This window comes from Chromobacterium sp. IRSSSOUMB001 (genome assembly GCF_023507765.1).
In the GTDB taxonomy this organism is placed as follows: Bacteria; Pseudomonadota; Gammaproteobacteria; order Burkholderiales; family Chromobacteriaceae; genus Chromobacterium; species Chromobacterium haemolyticum.
The window spans coordinates 237,419-259,030 of the sequence record NZ_JALCYU010000007.1; the positions used below are offsets into that span (position 1 = coordinate 237,419).

At 61.6% G+C, this 21,612-nt stretch carries 27 protein-coding genes; 1 reads left to right on the forward strand and 26 read right to left on the reverse strand.

Annotated features, from left to right (window positions below):
* Nucleotides 1–108: 108 nt before the first annotated feature.
* The 24 genes from MOV80_RS11940 to fliQ form a co-directional block, all read right to left on the reverse strand.
* A complete protein-coding gene (locus MOV80_RS11940; RefSeq protein WP_249605126.1) occupies nucleotides 109–828 on the reverse strand; it encodes a sigma-70 family RNA polymerase sigma factor in 720 nt (239 codons plus the stop codon).
* 6 nt (nucleotides 829–834) lie between these two features.
* Nucleotides 835–1,557, reverse strand: a complete 723-nt coding sequence (gene fliP / locus MOV80_RS11945; protein ID WP_219909553.1) for a flagellar type III secretion system pore protein FliP — start codon at nucleotides 1,555–1,557, stop codon at nucleotides 835–837.
* Nucleotides 1,554–1,967 carry a flagellar biosynthetic protein FliO gene (locus MOV80_RS11950; RefSeq protein ID WP_249605134.1) on the reverse strand — a complete coding sequence of 138 codons (414 nt, stop codon included), beginning with the start codon at nucleotides 1,965–1,967 and terminating at the stop codon, nucleotides 1,554–1,556. The genes fliP and MOV80_RS11950 overlap by 4 nt, the downstream gene beginning before the upstream one ends.
* A gap of 5 nt (nucleotides 1,968–1,972) precedes the next feature.
* Nucleotides 1,973–2,290 carry a FliM/FliN family flagellar motor switch protein gene (locus MOV80_RS11955; RefSeq protein WP_107731665.1) on the reverse strand — a complete coding sequence of 106 codons (318 nt, stop codon included), beginning with the start codon at nucleotides 2,288–2,290 and terminating at the stop codon, nucleotides 1,973–1,975.
* Nucleotides 2,291–2,293: 3 nt separating this feature from the next.
* The gene (locus tag MOV80_RS11960; RefSeq protein WP_107731664.1) at nucleotides 2,294–3,073 is read right to left on the reverse strand and encodes a FliM/FliN family flagellar motor C-terminal domain-containing protein; all 780 of its coding nucleotides are present in this window, start codon (nucleotides 3,071–3,073) and stop codon (nucleotides 2,294–2,296) included.
* Nucleotides 3,070–4,269 carry a flagellar hook-basal body complex protein gene (locus tag MOV80_RS11965; protein ID WP_107731663.1) on the reverse strand — a complete coding sequence of 400 codons (1,200 nt, stop codon included), beginning with the start codon at nucleotides 4,267–4,269 and terminating at the stop codon, nucleotides 3,070–3,072. Before MOV80_RS11965 ends, MOV80_RS11960 begins: the two co-directional genes overlap by 4 nt.
* Nucleotides 4,266–4,682: a flagellar hook capping FlgD N-terminal domain-containing protein gene (locus MOV80_RS11970; protein WP_107731662.1), complete on the reverse strand. Its 417-nt coding sequence runs from the start codon at nucleotides 4,680–4,682 to the stop codon at nucleotides 4,266–4,268. Before MOV80_RS11970 ends, MOV80_RS11965 begins: the two co-directional genes overlap by 4 nt.
* 2 nt (nucleotides 4,683–4,684) lie before the next feature.
* The gene (locus MOV80_RS11975) at nucleotides 4,685–5,353 is read right to left on the reverse strand and encodes a hypothetical protein (protein ID WP_107731661.1); all 669 of its coding nucleotides are present in this window, start codon (nucleotides 5,351–5,353) and stop codon (nucleotides 4,685–4,687) included.
* Nucleotides 5,350–5,787, reverse strand: coding sequence for a hypothetical protein (locus tag MOV80_RS11980; protein WP_107731660.1), 438 nt, complete (start codon nucleotides 5,785–5,787; stop codon nucleotides 5,350–5,352). Before MOV80_RS11980 ends, MOV80_RS11975 begins: the two co-directional genes overlap by 4 nt.
* A complete protein-coding gene (locus MOV80_RS11985; RefSeq protein WP_249605127.1) occupies nucleotides 5,788–7,110 on the reverse strand; it encodes a FliI/YscN family ATPase in 1,323 nt (440 codons plus the stop codon). It lies immediately after the preceding gene.
* The gene (locus MOV80_RS11990; protein WP_181247988.1) at nucleotides 7,107–7,679 is read right to left on the reverse strand and encodes a FliH/SctL family protein; all 573 of its coding nucleotides are present in this window, start codon (nucleotides 7,677–7,679) and stop codon (nucleotides 7,107–7,109) included. The genes MOV80_RS11985 and MOV80_RS11990 overlap by 4 nt, the downstream gene beginning before the upstream one ends.
* 103 nt (nucleotides 7,680–7,782) lie before the next feature.
* Nucleotides 7,783–8,325: a hypothetical protein gene (locus tag MOV80_RS11995; RefSeq protein WP_107731657.1), complete on the reverse strand. Its 543-nt coding sequence runs from the start codon at nucleotides 8,323–8,325 to the stop codon at nucleotides 7,783–7,785.
* Nucleotides 8,325–9,719 carry a flagellar basal-body MS-ring/collar protein FliF gene (gene fliF / locus MOV80_RS12000; RefSeq protein ID WP_107731656.1) on the reverse strand — a complete coding sequence of 465 codons (1,395 nt, stop codon included), beginning with the start codon at nucleotides 9,717–9,719 and terminating at the stop codon, nucleotides 8,325–8,327. Before fliF ends, MOV80_RS11995 begins: the two co-directional genes overlap by 1 nt.
* A gap of 180 nt (nucleotides 9,720–9,899) precedes the next feature.
* Complete coding sequence (locus MOV80_RS12005; protein WP_107731655.1) at nucleotides 9,900–10,178, reverse strand: flagellar hook-basal body complex protein FliE; 279 nt, start codon at nucleotides 10,176–10,178, stop codon at nucleotides 9,900–9,902.
* On the reverse strand, nucleotides 10,175–10,618 hold the full coding sequence (locus tag MOV80_RS23440; protein ID WP_146176063.1) for a flagellar basal body rod C-terminal domain-containing protein: 444 nt from the start codon (nucleotides 10,616–10,618) through the stop codon (nucleotides 10,175–10,177). The genes MOV80_RS12005 and MOV80_RS23440 overlap by 4 nt, the downstream gene beginning before the upstream one ends.
* A complete protein-coding gene (locus MOV80_RS12015; RefSeq protein WP_107731653.1) occupies nucleotides 10,619–10,960 on the reverse strand; it encodes a flagellar basal body protein in 342 nt (113 codons plus the stop codon).
* A gap of 14 nt (nucleotides 10,961–10,974) precedes the next feature.
* Nucleotides 10,975–12,099, reverse strand: coding sequence for a flagellar basal body P-ring protein FlgI (locus tag MOV80_RS12020; RefSeq protein ID WP_107731652.1), 1,125 nt, complete (start codon nucleotides 12,097–12,099; stop codon nucleotides 10,975–10,977).
* 30 nt (nucleotides 12,100–12,129) lie between these two features.
* The gene (flgA, locus tag MOV80_RS12025; RefSeq protein ID WP_107731651.1) at nucleotides 12,130–13,053 is read right to left on the reverse strand and encodes a flagellar basal body P-ring formation chaperone FlgA; all 924 of its coding nucleotides are present in this window, start codon (nucleotides 13,051–13,053) and stop codon (nucleotides 12,130–12,132) included.
* Nucleotides 13,053–13,832 (reverse strand): flagellar basal-body rod protein FlgG, encoded by a 780-nt coding sequence (gene flgG / locus MOV80_RS12030; RefSeq protein WP_146176062.1) that lies wholly within the window; start codon nucleotides 13,830–13,832, stop codon nucleotides 13,053–13,055. Before flgG ends, flgA begins: the two co-directional genes overlap by 1 nt.
* Nucleotides 13,833–13,856: 24 nt before the next feature.
* Nucleotides 13,857–14,537 (reverse strand): flagellar hook-basal body protein, encoded by a 681-nt coding sequence (locus tag MOV80_RS12035; RefSeq protein WP_107733046.1) that lies wholly within the window; start codon nucleotides 14,535–14,537, stop codon nucleotides 13,857–13,859.
* 12 nt (nucleotides 14,538–14,549) lie between these two features.
* Complete coding sequence (flhA, locus tag MOV80_RS12040) at nucleotides 14,550–16,601, reverse strand: flagellar biosynthesis protein FlhA (protein WP_107731649.1); 2,052 nt, start codon at nucleotides 16,599–16,601, stop codon at nucleotides 14,550–14,552.
* A gap of 37 nt (nucleotides 16,602–16,638) precedes the next feature.
* Complete coding sequence (locus MOV80_RS12045) at nucleotides 16,639–17,700, reverse strand: EscU/YscU/HrcU family type III secretion system export apparatus switch protein (protein WP_249605128.1); 1,062 nt, start codon at nucleotides 17,698–17,700, stop codon at nucleotides 16,639–16,641.
* The gene (locus tag MOV80_RS12050) at nucleotides 17,701–18,465 is read right to left on the reverse strand and encodes a flagellar biosynthetic protein FliR (RefSeq protein ID WP_249605129.1); all 765 of its coding nucleotides are present in this window, start codon (nucleotides 18,463–18,465) and stop codon (nucleotides 17,701–17,703) included.
* Between the two features lie 15 nt (nucleotides 18,466–18,480).
* Nucleotides 18,481–18,747, reverse strand: coding sequence for a flagellar biosynthesis protein FliQ (fliQ, locus tag MOV80_RS12055; RefSeq protein ID WP_107731646.1), 267 nt, complete (start codon nucleotides 18,745–18,747; stop codon nucleotides 18,481–18,483).
* A gap of 872 nt (nucleotides 18,748–19,619) precedes the next feature.
* Here fliQ and MOV80_RS12060 point away from each other — a divergent pair.
* A complete protein-coding gene (locus MOV80_RS12060; RefSeq protein WP_249605130.1) occupies nucleotides 19,620–19,949 on the forward strand; it encodes a hypothetical protein in 330 nt (109 codons plus the stop codon).
* Between the two features lie 88 nt (nucleotides 19,950–20,037).
* Here MOV80_RS12060 and MOV80_RS12065 read toward each other — a convergent pair whose 3' ends face one another.
* Entirely contained in the window at nucleotides 20,038–20,571 is a 534-nt protein-coding gene (locus tag MOV80_RS12065) for a hypothetical protein (RefSeq protein WP_249605131.1), read from the reverse strand.
* On the reverse strand, nucleotides 20,568–21,612 hold a 1,045-nt coding region (locus MOV80_RS12070; protein WP_249605132.1), incomplete at its 5' end, for a hypothetical protein. The genes MOV80_RS12065 and MOV80_RS12070, both read right to left, overlap by 4 nt.

Genomic DNA, 21,612 nt, shown 5'->3' on the forward strand with positions numbered 1-21,612 from the left:
TCTTAAGCAAACAACACCATCGGCTTGTTTCTACGGTTCGGCATCGCACCCTGTAACAGTCTTATCCCGGCGGCGACGGAAAAGTTTAGGCGCGTGGGGCATATTCACTTAGCCCACCCCCTCTTTCTTCGAGGTCAAGCCAGCGCGCAACAAAGCCAAGCCCTCTTTGTGCAATTGCGAAATCCGCCCTTTGCTCAAACCCAGCAACTGAGCGATCTCGGAAAAAGGCACCCCATTCAGATAGTGCAGGCGCAGCACTTTTTGCGCTTTATCCGGCACCCCGGCCAGGCTGTCCAACAGGTCCCGCCTGGTTTCCTTCAGTTCCAAGGAACGGTAGGCAGTATCCTCTGACAGCGGCTCCGGCTCGGCCAGGTACATCCCGCTATCCTCCAACATGAAGCCAATGGCCAACCCCACCGACAATTCCCGCAAGATGTTGAATGGTTCCGCCGTATCCGGCTCAATCGCCTCCACTCGCTCCTGCAAAGCCTTGCGACGGGCCGATGCCTGGCTCGCCACTTCCGAGGTCCGCGCCAGTTGATCCAAGATCGCTCCCCGAATCCGGTATTCGGCATAGGTCTTGAATGCCACGCCGCATTCGGAGCGATAATGATCAATCGCCTCCAACAGCCCTATCATTCCCCAATGGAACACATCGTGAAATTCGAAACTGTCTCCCACTCTCCGCGCATAGATCCGGGCAGCCAGGATGCGCACCAAGGGCTGGTGGGCCTCCACCAAAGCGGCTCGAGCTTCGGATGAGGCCGTGTCGGCGGCTTGCGACAAATCGCGCGCGTCTCCATCCAAGGGCGAACTCAGGGCGGACATCGCGGATCAGGTGCCGCCGGACAGCACCGCCCTGGCCACCAGCGTCCAGCCATCGATCAATACAAACATCAGCACCTTGATCGGCAACGCGATGGAAACCGGAGGCACCATCATCATCCCCATCGCCATCAAAACGCTGGAGACGATGATGTCCACCAGAAGGAAAGGCAGGAAAATCACGAAACCAATCTGGAAAGCCAGCCTGAGTTCGCTCAACAAAAAAGCCGGCACCACATGCACCAGGCTGATGGACTCTGCATTGTCCGGCATGTCCTTGCCTGCGCTGCTCAGCACAAAGCTCATATCCTGCTCGCGGGTCCGGCCTATCATGTACTCCTTCATGATGACGCCTCCCTGCCGCAGAGCGGTCGAAGCCGGCAAGCGTTGCTGGTACAAGGGCGTCATCACCTGCTGATCCAACTTCTCGAAGGTGGGCCCCATGGATAGCAAGGTCAGGAAGGCCGCCAACATGATCAGTACCACATTGGGCGGGGTCTCCTGCATGCCCATTGCGTGCCGCAACATGGACAGCACGATCACAATTCGAGTAAACGACGTCATCGCCACCATCATGCCGGGCAGCAAAGCCACCAGCGTCAGCGCCAGCACGATGTTCACCGCCTGACTGACACCCGCGCCATTCAGCGCCACATCCACCATTTGCGTTTTAGCGTCGGCCATCAGAGGCAACCAGGCGAGCGCCCAAACCAACTGCTGCATTTTTTTCATGCTTTAAGCTCATCCCTGACCACGGTGATGCCATGCTCGCTTTCCGCCAGCATAATTTCACGATCACGATGCTGAACCACATACACCGTTGATCTGGCGGACAAGCGGCACTTGCCCACTACGCGCAGGTCCTCCGAGCCCAGTCCAGCCTGGCCAAAGCGCTGGTGGCGCAATCGCCACCAGCACGCCGCAGCGCCGATCAGGGCCAAGCCGCCTAGCATTTCATAAGGACCGAGCAGGCCGCCGCTTGCCGCCGGGGGATCACTCCGAAACTGCAATCGCGCCCGCGCCGGCTCGGATGCCGAAACCGCGCAGCCGGGGGCCGAAGCCCCGGCCGCGCAATCGCCGGCCGCAACGCTGATGCTGTGGACGCACAACATCAGAGCAAGCGCGTATTTCATTCCCATCATCTTGCTCACGCGGAAAGACTCGCCACCTGTTCGATGCGGACGCCAAGATGGTCCCCCGCCACCACCAAGGCGCCGCGTGCCACCACCTGGCCACCCAACAATATCTCCACCGGGTCTCCCGGCGCCTTGTCCAGGGCCAAGACCTCTCCCTCCTTCAAGGCGTCCAAGGCGGCGATGCTCAGCCGACAGCGCCCAATCCGAGTGTCCAACCTGACCTCCACGTCTTTCAGCAATTCAAGACGACCGCCCAGCAAACCCGCCGCCGCCGCATCCACCTTGGCGTCCAAAGGGGCTGGATTGAAAATTTCAACTTCCTTGCTCATGTCTCACTCTTTATTGATTGGTCGCGCCTGTCGGGCGACTTTCACCGCCAAACGCCCCTGATCCAGACCGTACTTCGCCTGTCCCAAGACCATGCCATCGGGCAGGCAAAGCTCAAATACCCCATCCACTTTCTGGTCCAGCCGAAGCACATCTCCCGGCCGCAACGAATCCAGATCCGCCAAGGAAAGGCGGGCCGGCGCGGCGCGCACCTCCAGCTCAACCTGCTGCTCCAACGACAAATCCCTCAGCCTCAACGCCTCAAGCGCCGCCGGCGCGGCCTTGGCCGGCAACAAGGCCGCAGCCTGCTCCGGCGACAACAGCAGCGACAATGCCTGGCCCGCCACGCGCAATCGCAGACACAGCGCGCCAACCACGGAATACAAGGGCGACAGCTCCGCTGCGCGCCCTGCTTTGGCTTGGTAGCGGCAATTACCGCTGGCGACGGTCAACTGACGCCCCAGGGCCAGACGGGCGGCGTCCAGCACTGGGCCGGCAACGTCCGAGGCTTCCAGCGCCGCGCGGCTTTTTTTCACGCCAAGACATATCGCCGAGAAAAAACCATCCGCGTCCGCGTCGTTCGCCATCGCCGGCAGCGCTTCGCCGCCATCCAGCCACTCCAGGCCGGCCAGATCCGACAAGGCAACGGGGTGAAGCTCTACCTGGGCCTCGCCTTCTGCAATGGACCAGTCTTGCAGCCAATGCGCGCAGCGCTCGCGCATCCGCGATTCGATTTGGGCCAACTCCGCGCCGGCGTACAAGCGGTACGGCAGGGCAACGCTCATCGCCCGCCCTTCATCTGCAAGGCTTGCTGCATCATTTCATTGGCGGCGGAAATCAGCTGCGACGCCGCCTGATAGCCGCGCTGTGTGATCATCATGTCGCTGAACTCGGCGGACAGCTCCACATTGGACAGCTCCACCTTGCCTGCCGCGACCTTTCCGAAAACACCGCTGCCCGCCGCGCCGTATTCAGGCGCGTGTCCCGGAAGCGCGCGATAGTAGCCGGAACCGATGCGCTCCAGTTGTTGATCCGGCTGGGCGAACCAGGCCAGCGCCAGTCTGCCGGCGACCGTGGTTTGTCCGTTGGAGTAGCTGATCTGCGCCTTGCCGTCCTGATCGAAGCTCAGCTTGGTCAGTGCGCCCGACGCATAACCATCCTGGCTGGCCACGCGTATGGTGGAAGAGGTGCCGCCGGACAGACTGGTGGTATCCGAGATGGAGCCCGGCTCGCCAAAGAACAGTTTCACAACGCTGCCGCCGCTGCTGGGCGTGCCCAGGCGGATCGACATCTGGTTGTAGCCAAAGGACGGCGAGCCATCCGGATCAAAACGAATTTCTCCACTTCCCAAAGTGCTCAACGCCACCTTGTCCTGAACCTCCACCTTCCAGCTGCGAGGCGTAGCGGAACCGGTGCTGGTGAAACTGATCTTCAACTGCCTCGCCACGCCGTCCTTGTCGAACACAGTGGTTTCGACGCTGCTGTTAGTGGCACCGGTGGACAGATTGTCGGCGAACTTGATCGTGGTAGTCGTCTTGGCCGCCTGGCTGCGCAGCGCGCCGATGGTGAAATCCTGCAACTCCTTGTTGGGCCCCAGCATCTGGATTCGCGACTTGTCTTGCCGCGAGGTCAGCGCGCCATCCAGATCCAGTTCGAACTGCCCCACCCGGCTGTAGTTGATCTGATTTCCATTCTTGGAAACCAGGAAACCGGCGCCGTCCACCGAGACATCCAAAGGATTGGCCGACGCTTGCAACTCCCCGGAGGAAAAGTCCGTCACCGTTGAGCCAATCTTCACGCCCACGCCGTGCTGGCCGCCGTTGCCCCCTTGCATGTCGTACTGGTACATCATGTCGGTGAATTGCAGGGAAGTACGCTTGAAGCCGGGCGTGTTCAGATTGGCAACGTTGTTGCCGATATTGGACAAGCCTTTCTGGAAGGTGCGCAGGCCACTCAAACCTACAAACATGGTATCAATCATGTCGCGCTCCCGCGCACCAGCGCCACTTGGGTCAGCGACACGCCGGTCATCAGTTCGCCGCTGGCGGACTTCACCGTCAACATGGGCTGCCCGCCGGCAAATGAAATAGTGGTGACCTGGCCCGGCACATTGCCGCCAGCCGTCACCACCTCCACCGTCTTGCCGATCAAGCCCAGCGACTGATTGGCCGCCTGCTGGGCCAGCAAGGTGTCCAGTTTTTCATTGGACATCCTCGTCTGCTCCAACGAAGAGAACTGCGCCATCTGCGCCATGAACTGCTGATTGTCGATAGGCTTCAGCGGATCCTGGAATGTCAGCTGCGTGGAAAGAATCCGCAGGAAATCCTGCTGGGTAATTCCTCTCGTCTGCGCAACGCTGTCGCCGCTAGAAATGCCCAAACCTGTAGTCGCCATGTTCACCCCTGTTTCAAAATAGGCACGCCGCCTGCGGCGCTTTCCCTAAAGACCACCGCGCCGTTGACGGCCAGCATCGCCAACCGCCCTCCCTTGTCCTTGAGCTGGCGAGCCAGCCGTTGCCCCAAGGCCTCGGCCTCGCCAGCGTCGAGCCGGGCATCCCGCACCCAGACTCGCAATGCGCCCTGATCGGCGAATACCGTAACCTTGCAGGGCTTCAACCAAGCTCTCAGCGTCTCCGCCGTCTCGGCTTCCAGCGCCGCCTCCTTGGCGGGCGGCGCGTCCACGCCATCCGCAAGCGGCTCCACCGGCGCGGCCTGCCAGCCTACGGCGTTTGCCTTCATCGCCACATTCCAAGTCAAGCTCGCCCGCGCCACCGCCATCTCCTCTCCCTCCACGCGCGGCGCTTTCGGGGCAGGCTCAACGCTGTGCAACAAGCTACTGGACAAAACCTCGCCCTCATTCGGCAACGAGCCATGCCGGCCCGCAACAGCCAATTCAGCGCTCGCATCCATCGCACCGCCCAGACGAATCGCCTTGCACACACTGCGCTTGGCTAGTTCGGCCTCTAATTGCCGTTGCCATTGCCGGCCCGCCTGCGGTTCCGGCGCCTCGCGCCGCGAACGCGCCTGCGCGCCGCTCTGCTCTCCATCCAACACGATGACGCTCATGCTCCTCCTTGTCTGCGGCCTTGCAGCCAAGCCTCATCCTGCTCGCGAAACATCTTGCGCTGCTCACGCTCGCGGGCGGCCAATCGATGGCGCTCTTTATGTTTTTCCACCTGCCTCAGTTCCATGCGCGCGTTCTGCAGAACAACCCGCGCCTGTGCCCAGTCCTGTTCCGCCTCGACCACGGCCTGCGACAGCGCTTGGCAGCGCAGCCGCTGCTCCCGCAAGAAACTCAGAGCGGACAAATACATGGGAGGGTTGCTCGCCAGCACGCCCAAGGCTTGCTCGCAAACGAGAACCTCCTCCTCCGCCCGGCGCAGGGACTGACGAGCGGTATCCAGGCGCCCCTCCGCCGTCGACAAAGCCTGCCGCGTCAGTTGCAAGGAGGACTGGCGAAAACCCAACAAGGGCTCCAGCCGATAAGAAAAACCAGCCATTTAGCCTCCATGCAGCAACGCGGCCAAATTCGCCAGCGCGGCCGCTCTTTCGTCGCGCTGCCGAGTATCTTGTTGCAAAAAGGCCTCCAGGCCGCTTTTGCGCTCCAAGGCCTGGTCAAGCTCCGGATTGCCGCCGGGGCGATAAGCGCCCAACTCCAGCAAGTCCTTGCTCGCCGCCAGCACGCTCAGGGTTTTGCGGCAAGCCTTCATGAGGGCAAGCTCCTCCTCCGAGGCCAGCGCCGACGACAGCCGGCTAACGCTGCCCAGCACGTCGATCGCGGGGAAATGCCCTGCATTGGCCAACTCGCGCGACAACACGATGTGACCGTCCACTATGCCGCGAACGCTGTCGGCCACCGGGTCGTGGATGTCGTCGCCTTCCACCAGGACGGTGAACAAGCCGGTGATCGAACCGCCCTCCTTGCGCGTGCCGCAGCGCTCCAGCATGCCCGCCAGCTCGGAGAACACCGACGGGGTGTAACCGCGCGAGGTGGCCGGTTCGCCAATGGCCAGCCCCACTTCCCGCCGGGCCATCGCATAGCGGGTCAACGAATCCACGATCAACAGCACCGAACGGCCCTGGTCGCGGAAATGCTCGGCCACCGTCACCGCGCTCAAGGCCGCCGCCTCGCGCACCAGCGCAGGCTCGTCGGCGGAGGCGACCACCAGCACCGCGCGCGCCAGCCCGGACTCACCCAGGCTTTCCTCGATAAACTCCAGCACTTCGCGGCCGCGCTCGCCAATCAAGCCCACCACCACCACATCGGCCGCGCAGTTGCGCACCAGCATGCCCAATAGCGTGCTTTTGCCCACGCCACTGCCCGCCATGATGGAAAGCCTCTGTCCGTAGCCTATGGTCAGCATGCTGTCTATCGCCCGAACGCCGGTTTCCATCACCCGGTCGATCCGGCTGCGGCTCAACGCCGGAATCGGCGCGCTGCGCACCGGCCTCCGCCCGGAAAACTCGATTTCGCCCTTGCCGTCCAGCGGCCGGCAAAATGCATCCACCACCCTTCCCAACAAAGCGTCGCCCACCGGCACCGAAAAAGCATGCCCGGCAGAAACCACTCGGGCGCCCAGCAGCAGGCCGTCCACCGGCCCATAAGGCAGCAATTGCAAACGGTCCCGATCCAGGCCGGCCACCTCGGCCAACACCGCCGGCCTGTCGCCGGCCAGCTCGATATGGCATAGAGCACCCAAACCGATGCCGGCTGGTCCGCAAGACTCCACCAGCAACCCTACTTTGCGGCTGACGTAGCCCACCCGCTCCACCAGATCGGCCCCGTGGATCGCCTCGCGCAATTGCGCCAGTCCCGACATCATCGCGCGCGGGCCTCATGCAGACTCCGGCGCAAACGCTCCATCTGCGTGCTCATGCGCGCGTCAATATCGCCATGCATGGTTTCGACAATACAGCCGCCGCCGTCCAGGCTGGCATCCGCCACCACGCTCACTTCGCGGCCCGTCTCGCTCAATACCGCGTCGTCGCCCGCCAGCAAGGCCGCATCGACCGGATGAAGCCGAACCCGCACCGGCTCGCGCCCCGCCGCTTCGCGCAAGGCGCTGCGCACGCAGGAGCGCGCCAGTTCGGCGGACGGAGGCATCTCGCCTATCATCCGCGCCAACGCCTCCAGCAATAACGGCGTCAACATGCGCTCCACTTCATCGTGCACCGCTTCGCGGACACCGCCCAAGGCGGCCAGCAAAGCCTTGCCCTGAGCGCTCAATGCTTCTCGCAAGCGGAGCGACTCGGCCTCGGCCTGCGCCATGCCCTCCCGGTACCCGTTCTGACGCGCCGCCGCGCGCAGTTCTTCGCACTCGCCTTGGCATTTAACGCGGGCGGCCTCAATCTCCGCCAGCGCGCGCGCGCGCATGGCCTGAATCTCTTCCATCTCCGGCTGCCGCGCGGGCGGAGGTGGCGGTGGATCCACTAGCGGCCGGGCTGCGGCGGCGCTCGAAACCGCGCCTTTCCGAATGCTAGGATTACGGATGATGTCACTCATGGCGCAGGCTTCCGAACCAGGCTCGCAACCTCAATCCAAGGCTGGATGGAGCAGGCTCCAGACCCGACGAGCCTACCAGCGGCCGCTCCGGCACCGCCGCCGTCAATGCTTGCAAACGGCTCAGCATGGCTGCGCGCAAAGCCGGGGCCGCTTGCGGCTCCCCACCGGACCAGTCGCGGCGCAAGCTGTCGACCCTTCCGCGCCAGGCTTCCGCATCCTGGGCCGCGCTCAGGACCTTGCCACGCAACTCAGCGCCCAGCGCATGCCCCAAAGCCGCCTGCATCCACACGGGTTCCGCCAACAGCGCCTCCAGCAAAGGCTCCACGCCGCGGCTCAATAGATTGGCTCCTCCCGGAGAGGTCGTAGATGGTTCCAGCTCATCCGCCTGCTCGGTCAGAGGCCTGTCATCCAGACGCCCCAGAGCTTGCCCCAGCAAGGCGCGCTCTTCCTCGCTCAAACGCGACTCCAGCCAAGTCCGCTCTTCGGGTTTCAGCGCCGACACCGCCAAGGCAGCCCGCAAACTCTCCTGCCCCATCACTTGCCGCCCCCTACCTGATCCGCAGCCAACCAGCGTTGCACTTGCCGCAGCAAGCGTTCGCGTTCGGACTCCGTCAGCGAACGTGTTGCCGCCCTGCGGCGCTGCACGCCGACGACAACGATGCCCAGCGCCAACACGACAGCCACGCCTCCCCACAAGATCCACTCGCCAACATCGCTTGCTGTTTGACGGGCGGGCACCGCCTGCAAGGCCTCCGCCGGCTGTGCCGTCGCTACCGGAGCGATATTGTCCAGCACCGAAAAAGCGATGCCGTCGCCGCGGCCGCTATCCAGGCCCACCGCCATCGAAATCACCTCGCGCAGCCGCTCTACCGTGGCATCGGACAAGCTGGTATTGGTCACGATGCCAACGCTGATGTGCTTGACCGCTCCGCCGCCGCTGCTGGTCTGTCGCAACTCGCGACCAACCTGATATTCGGCATCCAAAGACTTATTGCCGCCGGAGCCGCCCGCCGAAGACGGCGGCAAGCGCGCGGCATCGCCGTCGCCCTGCCATTGCTCTTTCCGGCGCACCAGAATTCCCTTGTCCGAACCATCGCCAATCACTGACTCCCGCGTCAGCTTGTGCGAGGACAGGTCCAAGGCCACATCCACGCTGACCGCGGCCTGGTTCGGCCCAAGCGCCGTATCGAGGATGCGGCTCACTTTGTCGGCCAGATACGCTTCGGTTTCCTTTTTCAATTGCAAACCGGCGTCCATGCCCGCCACGCCTTCTTCGTCGTGCGCACGCGCAGACAAAGCCACGCCGCGCTGGTCCAGCACCGTTACCGCGGCGATGTCCATCTCCGGCACCGAAGCGGCCACCAGCCGCTGAATGCCGCTTACCTGCTCCTGCTGCAGGCTCTTGCCGCCTTTCAACGTCACCCATACCGAAGACTTGGCCTTGGCGCCGCGCTTGCGCAGCATCCCCCCCTCCGGCAACACCAGGTGAACGCGCGCGTTCTGCACCTCGTCGAAGCCCATGATGGTGCGCGCCAACTCTCCCTGCAGCGCGCGCAGGTAATTGATCTTCTGCGCGAACTCGGTCACGCCGAACTCCGCGTTGTTGAACAGCTCAAAGCCCACCGAACTCTTCAGATCCAGACCGCCACCCAGCAGCTTCATCCGGGTCTTGTACAGCAAGTCTTTTTCCACCTGGACGGTCTTGCCTTCATCCGTCAGCTGGTAGGGCGTTTTCTGCTTTTCCAGCGCCGCCACCACGCTGGCGGCGTCGCGCGCGTCCAGATCGGCAAACAGCACCTGGTAATCGGTGCGGCCGGACCACCAAAACGCGCCGGCCGGCAATGCCACCGCAGCCAAAGCCCCGATCACCAGGAGGGCGCGCCCCGCACCCGAAGAGCGCTGCCACAGCGCCTTGAAAAAATCGACCATCTCTCGCCTATCCAATCAAATATCCAAGTCGCTGTTTACGGTCTCGCGAGCCCACACGAGGCCAGGCGAAAACAGCTGAGGAAGCGGAGTTGACATCAAGTTAATGAGTCCTCCGAAGGTGTAGCCACCGAGCTACGTTACGACGACGCACCGCAGATCGTATCGTTCCTAAACCGCTCGTCACACCTGCATCCGCATCACTTCCTGATAGGCTTCCAATACCTTGTTGCGCGCCTGCATGAACAGCTCGAACTGCATGCGGGTTTCCTCCATCCGCAACATTACCTGGTGCAAGCTGCCCGCCTGGCCGGTCGCCACGTCGTTGAGCAGCCCGCCCAGGCTGTTTTCGGATTTCTCCAGCTGCGTCAGCACTTTCTCAAATCCGGTTGGCGCCAAGGGCTTGGCCGCCGCGCTGGACAGTGAATCCGCCAGCGCGCTGCCGGCAATCGCCTCAATCATTGCTTGCCTCCAATTTCCAGCGCCTTCTGCATCATCGAGCGTCCCGCGTTGAACGCGGTCACGTTCGCTTCATAAGACCGAACCGCCATGGTCAACGCAAACATCTCTTCCAGCGTGTTCACGCCGGCGTATTGCACATAGCCTTGCGCGTCGGCCAAGGGGCTGGACGGCTCCAGCACCTTGCGGGCCGGCGTGTCTGACTCCACCACCACCGCGCGGATGCCTCCCGGCGGCGGCAAACCCGCCTCCGCCCGCGCCAGCGCCTGGCCAAACCCCACGCCTACCGGCTGGGTCATCACCCGCAAGGGTTTGGCCAACGGCGCGCCTGGCGCCGCCGCCACATTGGCGTTGGCGATATTGCGCGCGGCCACTTCCGCCCTCAGTTGCTCCACATCCATGCCGCTTTGGCTAATTGCCAGCGACTCCCAAAGTCCGGCCACTTAGCGCCTCCCGTCCGAAATCGCCAACTGCATGATGGCCAGCTGCTTATTGATGCCCTTGATCAGGGTCTGGTAACGCAGCGTCGTATCCGCCAACTGCGACACCTGATGACTCAATTCCGCTGCGGAGCCCGCGGCGCCCGGAACCAGGGCCGGGCGCCGATCCGGCAGAATGCGCGGCCCCGCGCCCTCCGCACCTTGCAAGGCGGATTCGAAGTCCACTCGCAGCGGCGTATAGCCGGGAGTGTTGAGATTCGCTATGTTCTGCGCGATGACCTGTTGCCGCAGCACCAGGCCATCCAATGAACGCGAGACGGTTTCGCCAAGCGAAGCGATTTGCATTGCCCGTTCCTCTCTTATTGAATGACCAGTTCCGCGCGCAGCGCGCCGGCGGTTCTGACCGCCTGCAACACCGCGATCACGTCGCGCGGACTGGCTTGAATGCGATTGAGCGCCGCGACCAGATCGGCGATGGTGGAATTGCCTTTCAGACTGATGCCCGGCAAAGGCTTCTCCTGAACCGCGACGCGGGTCTGCGGCACCACCGTCGTCCGCACGTCGCGTGAGGAGCCAAACAGCGAAGGCGGTTGCGAGACCAGATAATCGGTTTCCACCGATATTTTCAAGTCGCCGTGTACCACGGTGACGGCGGAGAGCATCACATTGCCGCCCGCCACCACAGTGCCGGTGCGTTCGTTCACCACCACCCGCGCGCGGTCGTCCGGCGTCACTTCGATCGCCTCGATCCGGCTCAAAAGATGAGTCGCGTCCGCAGCGGAAGCCGAGTCAACCCGGATCCCCACCTTGCCCGCGCCCAGCGGACTGGCGAGACTGCGGCCCAGCTTCTGATTGATTGCCCGCGCAATGCGCTCGGCCGTGGTGAAATCCGGCGCCGCCAGCAGAAACTCAGCCATGCCGTTGCGGATGAAACTGGTGGCCACCGCCTGTTCCACGATGCCGCCAGCGGGAATTAGCCCGACTGTGGGATGATTTTTCTGCACCCGGTTGCCATTGCTGTCGTAACGGTAGCCGCCAACCGACAACGCGCCCTGCGCCAGCACGTAGACCTGACCATCGCCGCCCTTCAGCGGCGTCTGCAGCAAGCTGCCGCCCAGCAAGCTGCGGGCATCGCCGATCGACGTCACCGTGACATCCACCCGCGCGCCGGGCTCCAGCAAGGGCGGCATATTGGCGGTGATCATCACCGCCGCCACGTTGCGGCTATTAACCTGGTCCGGCCCCAGATTGACCTCGAACTGCTTGAGCAGGTTGGCCATTGATTGCTGGGTCATCTGGCTGCGCGCGCTGTCGCCGCTCCCCGCCAGGCCCGTTACCAGGCCATAGCCGATCAACTGGTTATCGCGCCAGCCATTGAAACGGCCCAGATCCTTGATCCGTTCGCCTGCTTGCGCCAGCGCAACGGTCAGCGCCAGCAGCGCCCCGCCTTGCAAAATCCGCAAGCACCATGTTTTCTTGTTCATTTCCACTCGGCCCTGCCAGGCCGCCTGTTGTTACAACACATCCACCACGCCGTTGGCCACGACGATGGCCTTGAATACGGATTGGTCCCGCTCCCGCCTGACGTAAACCAGCTGCCCCATAGCGCCGTCTTCCAAGGCTTCCGCCCCCACTTCCAAACGAATCGCTCCGCTGCGCAAGCGAGCCAGCACCCGTTCCCCCTTGCGCACCAGCGCCGCCGGTTTGACGTCCGCCAGCCGCAGCACCGTTCCCGCGGCCAGATCCCTGGCGGCGGCCATGCCCTGCAGCGAGGGCAGCGGCCTCGCTTCCGTCAAGTCCGCCAGCGTGTGTTCGGCATTGGCCGCGGACAAGGCTTCGCCTTTCACCACCGCCCGGCTGGCGCGATATACCGGCCGCAAGCAACTCACCTGAAACCAGACCGGCCAGCTGCCGTACAGCTCAGAACCTTCAAAAACATCCAACCACACCGCCATCCGTCTGGCCGGCGCCGGCATGGCGGGCAAACGCGCAGCCAAGCTAACGCCTTGCGCTGGCAGCAGCGCTTTGATCTCGTTCCTCTCAGGCTGAAGCGCCAAACGCTCACACTCGCCGCTCAAGCGAGCGCGCAAGGCTTGCTCCCCCTCCTTGAGCAGCGCAGGCGCCGCCGGCTCCCCTCCCCTGCGCGTGACCGTAATCTGATCAGGCAACAGGACCGGCCAACGGTCCGCCTCCACGCCCAGCGCCGCCCGCCACGCGCTAAGCAGTTGCAGGCGCCCCAGCGAGCGGGCTTCCCCTGCCTTCAAACCAGTGGCCAGCGGCCTCGCCTCCAGGGAGCGTCGCAATACAGCGGGAACGCCCCCTTCCAGCAACTGAACCCAGCTGACGCTGCGGCTCTCCACATCAACCGCACTCCGCGCCGTTAGCGGCTGAGCCGGAATCGACGCCGCCCACACCGCCAGCAGCGCGGCTCGCTTCATCAGCCGCGCCGCAAATTGTTGACGATGGACTGCATCTCGTCCGCGGCCTGGATAATGCGCGAGTTGGCTTCAAACGCGCGCTGGGCCAGCATCATGCTGACCAGTTCGTCCGCCATCTTCACATTGGAGCCTTCCAGGTATTTGTGCGCCAACTTGCCGCGCCCCTCTTCCCCTGCCGGCCCGATCTGCGCGGCGCCGGACTGCTCGGTTGCCTGATACAGCCCCTCTCCCACCGGTTTGAGCCCGGCCGGATTATTGAACAAGGCCAACTCGATCCGGCCGACATCCAGCGTCTTGCCCTCCTCGGTCAATACGGAAACCTGGCCGTTCTCGGCCACCCGTAGACCACGAGTGTCTCGCGGCAGGGTAATGGCCGGGTCCAGCGCCTGGCCGCTGCGCAACTGCAACAAACCATCCTCGCCCACCCGCAGCGAGCCCAGACGGCTGTACAGCTGGCTGCCGTCCGGATTGCTGACCGCGACAAAACCCTCGCCATTGAGCGCAACGTCGAACTCCGACTCCGACGGCCGCAAATCCCCCTGGCTGAACACTTTTTCCACCGTGCTCAAGCGCGTGCCCAGACCCACATAGGCCGTTCCGGCGGTTTCGCCCTGAGCCGGCGTCTGCCGCGCCGTTTCGCGGTAGACCAGGTCGTCAAACACAGCTTGCGAACGCTTGTAAGCCGGCGTGTTCATATTGGCCAGATTGTTGGCCACCGCCTCCAAGCCGCCCTGCTGCGCCGCCATGCCGGTGGCGCCCACATACAATGCATCAATCACGATTCCGTCCTCGCCTCATTGTCCTCAGAACTCGCCCAAGCTGCGCAAAGCCTTGTCCCACACCGCGTCCATGCCCTGCACCGCCTTCTGCACCGACTCGAAATGACGGGTTGCCTCCATCAGTTCCACCATTTCCCGCGTGGAGTTCACATTGGACATTTCCAGAAACCCCTGCCGCAATCGGCCGGGGCCGCCCAAGTCCTTGGGGTCGGCCATGGCCCCGCTGACCCGGTACAAACCATTGCCGGCGGCCTCCAGCCGCGCGTCCTTGGCCGGATAAACCAGCTTGATGCGGGCCACCGCCAATTCCTTCTGGAATACCTGGCCATCGTCCGCCACGCGAAAAGCGCCCGACTGCAGGAAAATTTCCCCCTGCTCGCCCTCCAGCGGCATGCCGGACTGGGCCAGCACCAGCCTGCCGCGGCTATCCAGCCGCAAGGCGCCGCCGCGGCTGACATAAGCGCCGCCGTTATCCAGCGCGGAGAAATAACCGGGGCCCTCTATCGCCAGATCCAAACTGGAACCGGTGCGATTCATCGCGCCCTGCCGCGTATCCGCCAGCGCGCCGGCCTGGACATCCCCGCCCAGCGTGAACAAGCGTTTATAGCCCGCCGTATTGCTATTGGCGATGTTGTGGGCCACGGTATTGACCCGGTTCATATCGGCCTGCATCGAAGCCGCCATCACGTTCAATAGCTCGCTCATCCGGTCCCTCCGTCAAAACGTCACTGCGGCGAAGGCCTTCAAACCCACGCCCGGCGGCACTTCGTTCAAGGCCAGCACATGCAGGTGCGGCATCATCCGCGCGGTCAGTTTGCGCAAATTGGCGCGCACCTCCGGCGCGCACAGCAGCACCGGCATGTGATTGGCTCCAGCCATCCTTTCGGACTCGGCCAACATCTTTTTCAACAATTGCTCGGCAAAGCGCGGGTCCAGCGCCAGCGACGCGGCGCCGCCCTCGCTGCGTCGCAAGCCGTCGTACAAGGTTTGCTCGATACCGCCGTCCAAAGTGATCACATGCAAAGCGCCGTCGCCGTCCAGCAACGGCGCGCAAATCACGCTGCCCAGGCGCTGGCGCACGCGCGTGGTCAACTCGTCCACATCCTTGCTGGCGCGCGCCGCATCCACCAGCACCTCCAGAATCGTGTCCATGCGCCGGATCGACACCTTCTCCTGCAACAAGGCCTGCAACACCTTCTGGATTTCGCTGAGCGTCATCACATTGGGCAGCAGCTCGTCCAACAGGCTGGCCTGGGTCTGCCGCAAATGCTGCGCCAAACGCTCCACCTCCTCGCGGGTCAGCAAATCGGCGGAATGCCGTTTCACAACTTCGGAAAAGTGCGTCATGAATACCGTGGCGGCATCCACCACGGTGTAGCCCAGTTCGCGCGCGCGGGGCCGCTGCGTGTCCTGAATCCAGATAGCGGGGAGGTTATAGGCGGGATCGGTAGTGGGCGTGCCCTCCAGCTTGCCGCGCTCGCCGCCGGGATGGATCGCCAGCCAAGCGCCGGGCTCCAAACTTCCCTCGCCCGCCTTGTCGCCCTGCAAGCGGATCTGGTAGGCGCCGTCGCGCAAGTTTTTGCTTTCCTTCACCTTCACCTTGGGCAGCACTAGGCCGGAGTCCAACATGTATTGCTTGCGAAACAGGCCAATGCGCTCCAGCAACAGGCTGCCGTCCTGCCCCATTAGCGGCATCAAATCCGGCGCCAGCTCGATGGACAGCAGATCCACCCGCAGTTCGTCGTACAGCGAGGCGTCGGCCGCCTCCGCCTCCGCGTCGGCATCTTCCACCGACCCACTGCCTTCGGCGCCGCCCCGCAAACGGCGCAGCGCCAAGCCGCCGCCGGCGAACAGCGCGGCCAGCATCAAGGCCGGCAAGGCCGGCAAGCCTGGCAGCAGCGCGGCCAGCGCCAGCGCGCCGGCCACCATCAGCAAAATATTGGGATAGGCGGTGAACTGCCCCAGCACCTCGCTGCTCAGCCGGTCGTCCGACGCCGAGCGCGTGATGATGATGCCGGTGCCCACCGAAATCACCAGCGCCGGCACCTGAGTCACAATGCCGTCGCCAATGGTCAGCAAGGTGTACGTCTGCAAGGCCTCCTGCCACGGCATCCCGTGCTGGGCCACCCCCACCGCGAAGCCGCCCACGATATTGATCAGCATGATGATGATGCCGGCGATGGCGTCGCCCTTAACGAACTTGCTGGCGCCGTCCATCGCGCCGTAAAAGCCCGCCTCTTTCTCCAGCTCCTTGCGCCTACGCTGCGCCTCCACCTGATCGATGAAGCCCATGTTCAAATCGGCGTCTATGCTCATCTGCTGACCAGGCATGCTGTCCAGCGTAAACCGCGCCGCCACCTCCGCCACCCGCTGCGCGCCGCTAGTCACCACCACGTACTGCACCACCACCAGGATCAGGAACACAATCACCCCGATCACATAGTTGCCGCCCACCACATAGGAGCCGATGGCCCCGATCACCCGGCCGGCGTCGCCGTCGGACAGAATCAGCCGGGTGGCGGACACGTTCAGCGCCAGACGCAGCAAAGTGGCGATCAGCAGCACTGACGGAAAGGTGGAAAAATCCACCGGCTTGCGCACATAGAAGGTCAGCAACAGCACGAACAGCGCCAAACTGAAATTGCCCAGCAACAGCGCATCCAGTACTCGTGCCGAAACCGGAGTGAACAAGACGAACAAAATGCCGACCATTAGCAGGATGATCGACACATTCGCCCCTTCTTTGAACAACTTGAGCAAGCTACTCATCTAAAATGCCATCGCAACACCGCCGGTCTCCAGCGGTTCAACCCTTCTTGACCCGAAATGCCCAAACCAGCGCCTTGGCCACATCGCCGAAATAAGCATCGGGAATCCATTCATCCACATCCACATCGCGAAACAAGCCGCGCGCCAGCGGCCGGTTCTCCAGAATCGGCACGCCATGCCGCCTGGCGCTCTCTTTCATCTTCAAAGCCATCTCGCCGGCGCCCTTGGCCAACAACAGCGGCGCCGCCATCTTCCCGCGCTGGTACTGGATCGCCAGCGCCAGATGACGCGGGTTCACCACCAGCACATCCGCCTCCGGCACCCGCGACGCGGCGCGCGTCTTTTGCAGAAACTGCAGGCGGATCTCCTTCAACTTGGATTTGATCCGCGGGTCGCCTTCGCGCCGCTTGTGCTCTTCCTTCACCTCGCGCTTGGACATCCTCAGCTTCTTGCTGAGCGTGCGCTTCACAAACAGCCAATCCACCACCGCCGCCAACAACATGACCAAGACCATATAGCGCAGCACTTGCAGCAGGGCATTGCCAATGGCGGCGGCCACCCGGCCCGGCCCGGCGCCGGTCAGCAACAACCAATCCGGCAGCATGTCCCGGATGATCCAGTACAGCACCAGAGAAAAAGCCAGAAACTTGATACTGGATTTCGCTGCCTCAAACACGGACCTTAAGGTGAACAAGCGCTTGAGGCCCTCCATCGGATTGAGCTTCTGCCAATCCGGCTTCAAAGGCTCCGTGGAGAACACCAGGCCCACCTGGGCGGCGCCAACCACACCCGCCGTCAGCGCCAACAACAACCACAGCGGCAGCAGAGTCTGAAATAACTCCAGCCCCAGCTCTCGCATCCACACCGACAAGGCCTGCTGCGCAAACGACCACTCCCCCGCATGCGACAACAGCATGGCGAACAGACCAAGACAGTGCCGCGCCATGCCGGGCCCCAGCGCCATCAGCGCCAGCAACAGGGTCAGGGCCGACACCACGCCCGACACATCCTGGCTGCGCGCCACCGAACCCTTCTTGCGGGCCTCCTCGCGCTTATGCGGCGTCGCCTCTTCCGACCTATCCTGCTCTTGCTCCGCCACCTAGCCCCCCTGGAAGCTCGCCAGATAATCCAGGATCGAAGCAAACCAGCGCTCAAAAAAACCGCCCAAACGCGGCAAGATCACCGCCAACACCGCCAGGCCCACGCCCACCTTCACCGGCATGGCCATCACAAAAGCATTGAACTGCGGCATGGAGCGAGAAATCAGCGCCACGCCCACATCAATGGCGAACAAGGCGATCAACAGCGGCGCCGCCAGCGAAAGCGCCAGCGCAAACAGCACGCCAAACTGCCCCACCGCCCGCTCAGCCAGCATCAGGCTGACTGGCTCGCCCACCGGCAGCGCCTCCAGCAAGAAAACCATCGCCTGCAACAGCATGTGGTGACCATTCACCGCATAGACATAAGCCACCGCCAGCAGCTCGAACGCCAAGCCCATCGCCGCGCCGGATTGCTTCGTCAGCGGATTGATCACGCCGGACAAACCAAAGCCGATCTGGGTATCCAGCAAACGTCCCGCAAACGCCAGCGCGCCAAACGCGCACTGCACGCCGAAACCAAGCAAGGCGCCGATGAACAACTCGGTCAAAGCCTGCCCTGCCAGCACCCAGCCATTGGCGGGCAAAGCCAGCCGCAACTCCAGGCCATACGTCATCAGCGCCGCCAAACTCAAACCTAACAGCCCGCGCACCACTCCGGGCACATTGGCCGCGCCTATCACCGGCGTCAGCAGCAATACCGGCGCCAAACGCAGCGATAGCAAAAAAGAGGCGTATAACCAGGCCAAATCCAGGGGAAAAGACATTGATTGAGAAGCATTTCAGAACAAAGACGGGATGCTGCCAATCACGCCCGCGGCATAGTTCACCAGCGACTTCAGCATCCACGGGCCAAACAACAACAGGGCCGCGAATACCGCCAGCAACTTGGGCACGAAAGCCAAGGAGGCATCCTGGATCTGGGTCACCACCTGAATCACGCTGACCAAAATGCCCACCACCAGACTGAACAACAGCACGGGGCCGGCAATGGCCAAGGCCATCCACATCATTTGCGACATCAACTGCAGTGATTGATCGCCCGTCATTCCACCCGCCCTCATACGACGGCCTGGTTTTCGATGCTTAATCACCATGAAAACAAGCAAGCCGCACAAATGATACGGATATTAACGATATTCATACTCTTTTACAACATACCATTGCAATATGGAAATTACCGCAAAATCACATTTAAATATTTGATTTTCAAGAAATAACTCAAAACAAAAGCGCTATCAAGAGGCTGCAAACAAGCTACTTCAGACTCTTTATCAGTGAGTAATACCAAGAAATAGCGCACTGCCAGCCCGTTGCCGACATCAAACAGCGGAACTTTTCCCGCCGCTCAAGCACGTGCCGCTGCTTACAAATGCCGCTCAAGACATGAAGTCAACAGCCCGCTCTCGGCGCCGGAGGCACACTTGACAACCAATGCCGCGACTCACTGACCAGCAGTACGCCGTTAAAGAGATGAGTCATGGCTTTGGTCACCACACCCGAAAGAGGCCGAGCCATGCGGCATGGTTTGAGCTCAGGAAGAGAAAGAATGGAAAGGTGAATAGGACATCGACCAGTAGCCGGCGGGTCCAGGCCGCGTGCTCAAAACTTGTTTACGCTCCCGCGAGCGAGGACAAGGCAAGCCGCAAGCCGCTTGCCTCCCCGCAGCAAGCACGTGATAATCCGGCCGTGCTGTTTATAGCACCGGGATTAGCGTTCCGAAACACTATGGCGGACAGCCGCACATGCGGCATTTTTTGTCCGAACACACTATAGATGCGTCTGCTTTCAGGCGGGTCATGGTGGGAGCGTGCTTGCACGCGCCGGTTCCATAGTGCCGGTAACGCTAATCCTGCCATGTTCCCGCCGCCCCGGTTAGCGTCGGACGGTGGGCTTCATCGCTCACTATTGGAGGCTTGCCATGCCTAGCACCGTCTCTTCCCAGTCCCACTACATCCCAAGCCTATCAACCTTGCTGTTCCAACTGAAAAGCTTGCGTCAGCAAAATGCCTCGCTGCACCCGATCGACCCGCTGCTGCACCAGCTCGACGAATCCTGCCAGCATTTCGATCACAACCTCCATCTGCTCAGCCTGGAATTCAACCAGGTCAGCACCGCCTTGTCCGCGCTGGCAGCAATGTTGGAACAATCCAAACTGGACACGCTGGAGTGCGAGCAGGTGTATTGCCTGCTGGAGCCCTTCGCCCATCGCTTGCAGCAGACTACGATGCAGATGCAGGAACTAGCTTGAGCCTTATAAACGACCAAAGCCCCGGAAGGGGCTTTGGGTGAGGCTTGGACTTATAAATTACGGCGCGTCCCAAGATAATGTTGCCACGCTACTTGCTAAGCCCCAGCAACTGCAACCTCTTGACCTCCAGCACAACTTGATCAACTAAACACTCAGCCAAATCTCTAAATAAATTTGGAGATGACCCTATTTCAGAAGAAATCGCATAATTAATCACAAGGTTTCCAGAAGGCAAATCATGCATTAAATCCTGCACTTTAATTTTAATAGCAGAACCAACAGCCTGAGCTGATCGCTCATCCAACCCCAAAATGCTTACCCCTGCAGAGTTCGCTAAATCATGACTCAAACAGGGAACATCTAAATCATTAAAGCCAACAACAACCCCCAATCCTGCTTGACTTATCAGTTCATAAGTACATCCAAGAAACCCGTACACCAATTTAGGCCCTGTACTATAAAATCTCTCCACTGCAACAAAAATCTCACCAAGCATGCAACAAGCATCGACAGGCACACGAAAACTTATTGCACTCTCTGTATCAAATTCAAATTTCGGCACAGGAAGTGTGTTTATCCACACACGCGTCAATCCTGCCTCAGAGAAAAGCTCTCTCATCATTTCCTATTCTCCCAGAACCTAAACCATGCAGATGACCAATCATCAGGATTAGCCTTTAAAACATCTGGGTGATAAACACTAAATGGTGACGTCTGATATTTATTCAAAGAATCAAGGTGAACCTTATTATAAAAAGCATACCCGAACTCACTCTGTTCAGCCACGACAGAAGGGGACACATTAAGTTCTTTAGCCAAACGTGCTGTCCGTGTTGCCTCATTCAACTCATGTGTATAAAAAACCAAATCAGCCCCCTCAATTTTAGCCCCTGTACTTAATGCGTGCTCCAGTCGCTGCACCATCAAACTATTTGCCTCGTTTTGGCCAAACAAATCAAGGTGAGCTTGCACTTTATCCAGCCCAGTAGAGGATACATAGCCCTGCTTGCCTTCAAGTCTCCCTAAGCTTGGCCACATAACTCGCTCAGGTGAGTTCAATAATGCAGGGTCAAAAGCCCCTGTTCGAGTTGCGTTTGGCACTATCTCACCAAACCCAGCCAACACCTCCCCCTCAAGCTTTCCTAATCGAGTCCCCGCCCGCATACCCCCCAGGCCTCCGGCACCCAACCCGATTCCCACCTCCATCACCTGGCCAAACTCAGCATCTTTGTAAGTTGAGCGGAATGAGTCCAAGAAGGGGACATAGTCACTACCCCCCGGCAAGGCAAAGCCGCCAAAGAGGTTAGCGCCGCCCTCTACCAAATTCAAGCCGGCATTCCACAACGCACTACCCAAATCGCTGACCGTATCAGCAGCACTCCTGTAACCCAGTGCCTCGAGACCGTATCGGGGCCTCTCCGCCACCACCGACACCGTCGGCAACCTTGCCTCATTGCCATCCACCGAGTAGCCCGGCCCGGCATCGCTCATCACCTCCTGCCACGCCAACCGGCTCTTGCCCCCATCCGCCACCATTACTCCGCGCCTGTCGTGGCGAGTTTGTTTGGCCTCGGTCAGCATCTCCTCCATTGCCTGAGCCATGCGCTCTGCTTCTGGCTTGGGCTTGGGCTTGGGCTTGGGCTGCTCATCCCGTTTCTGAATC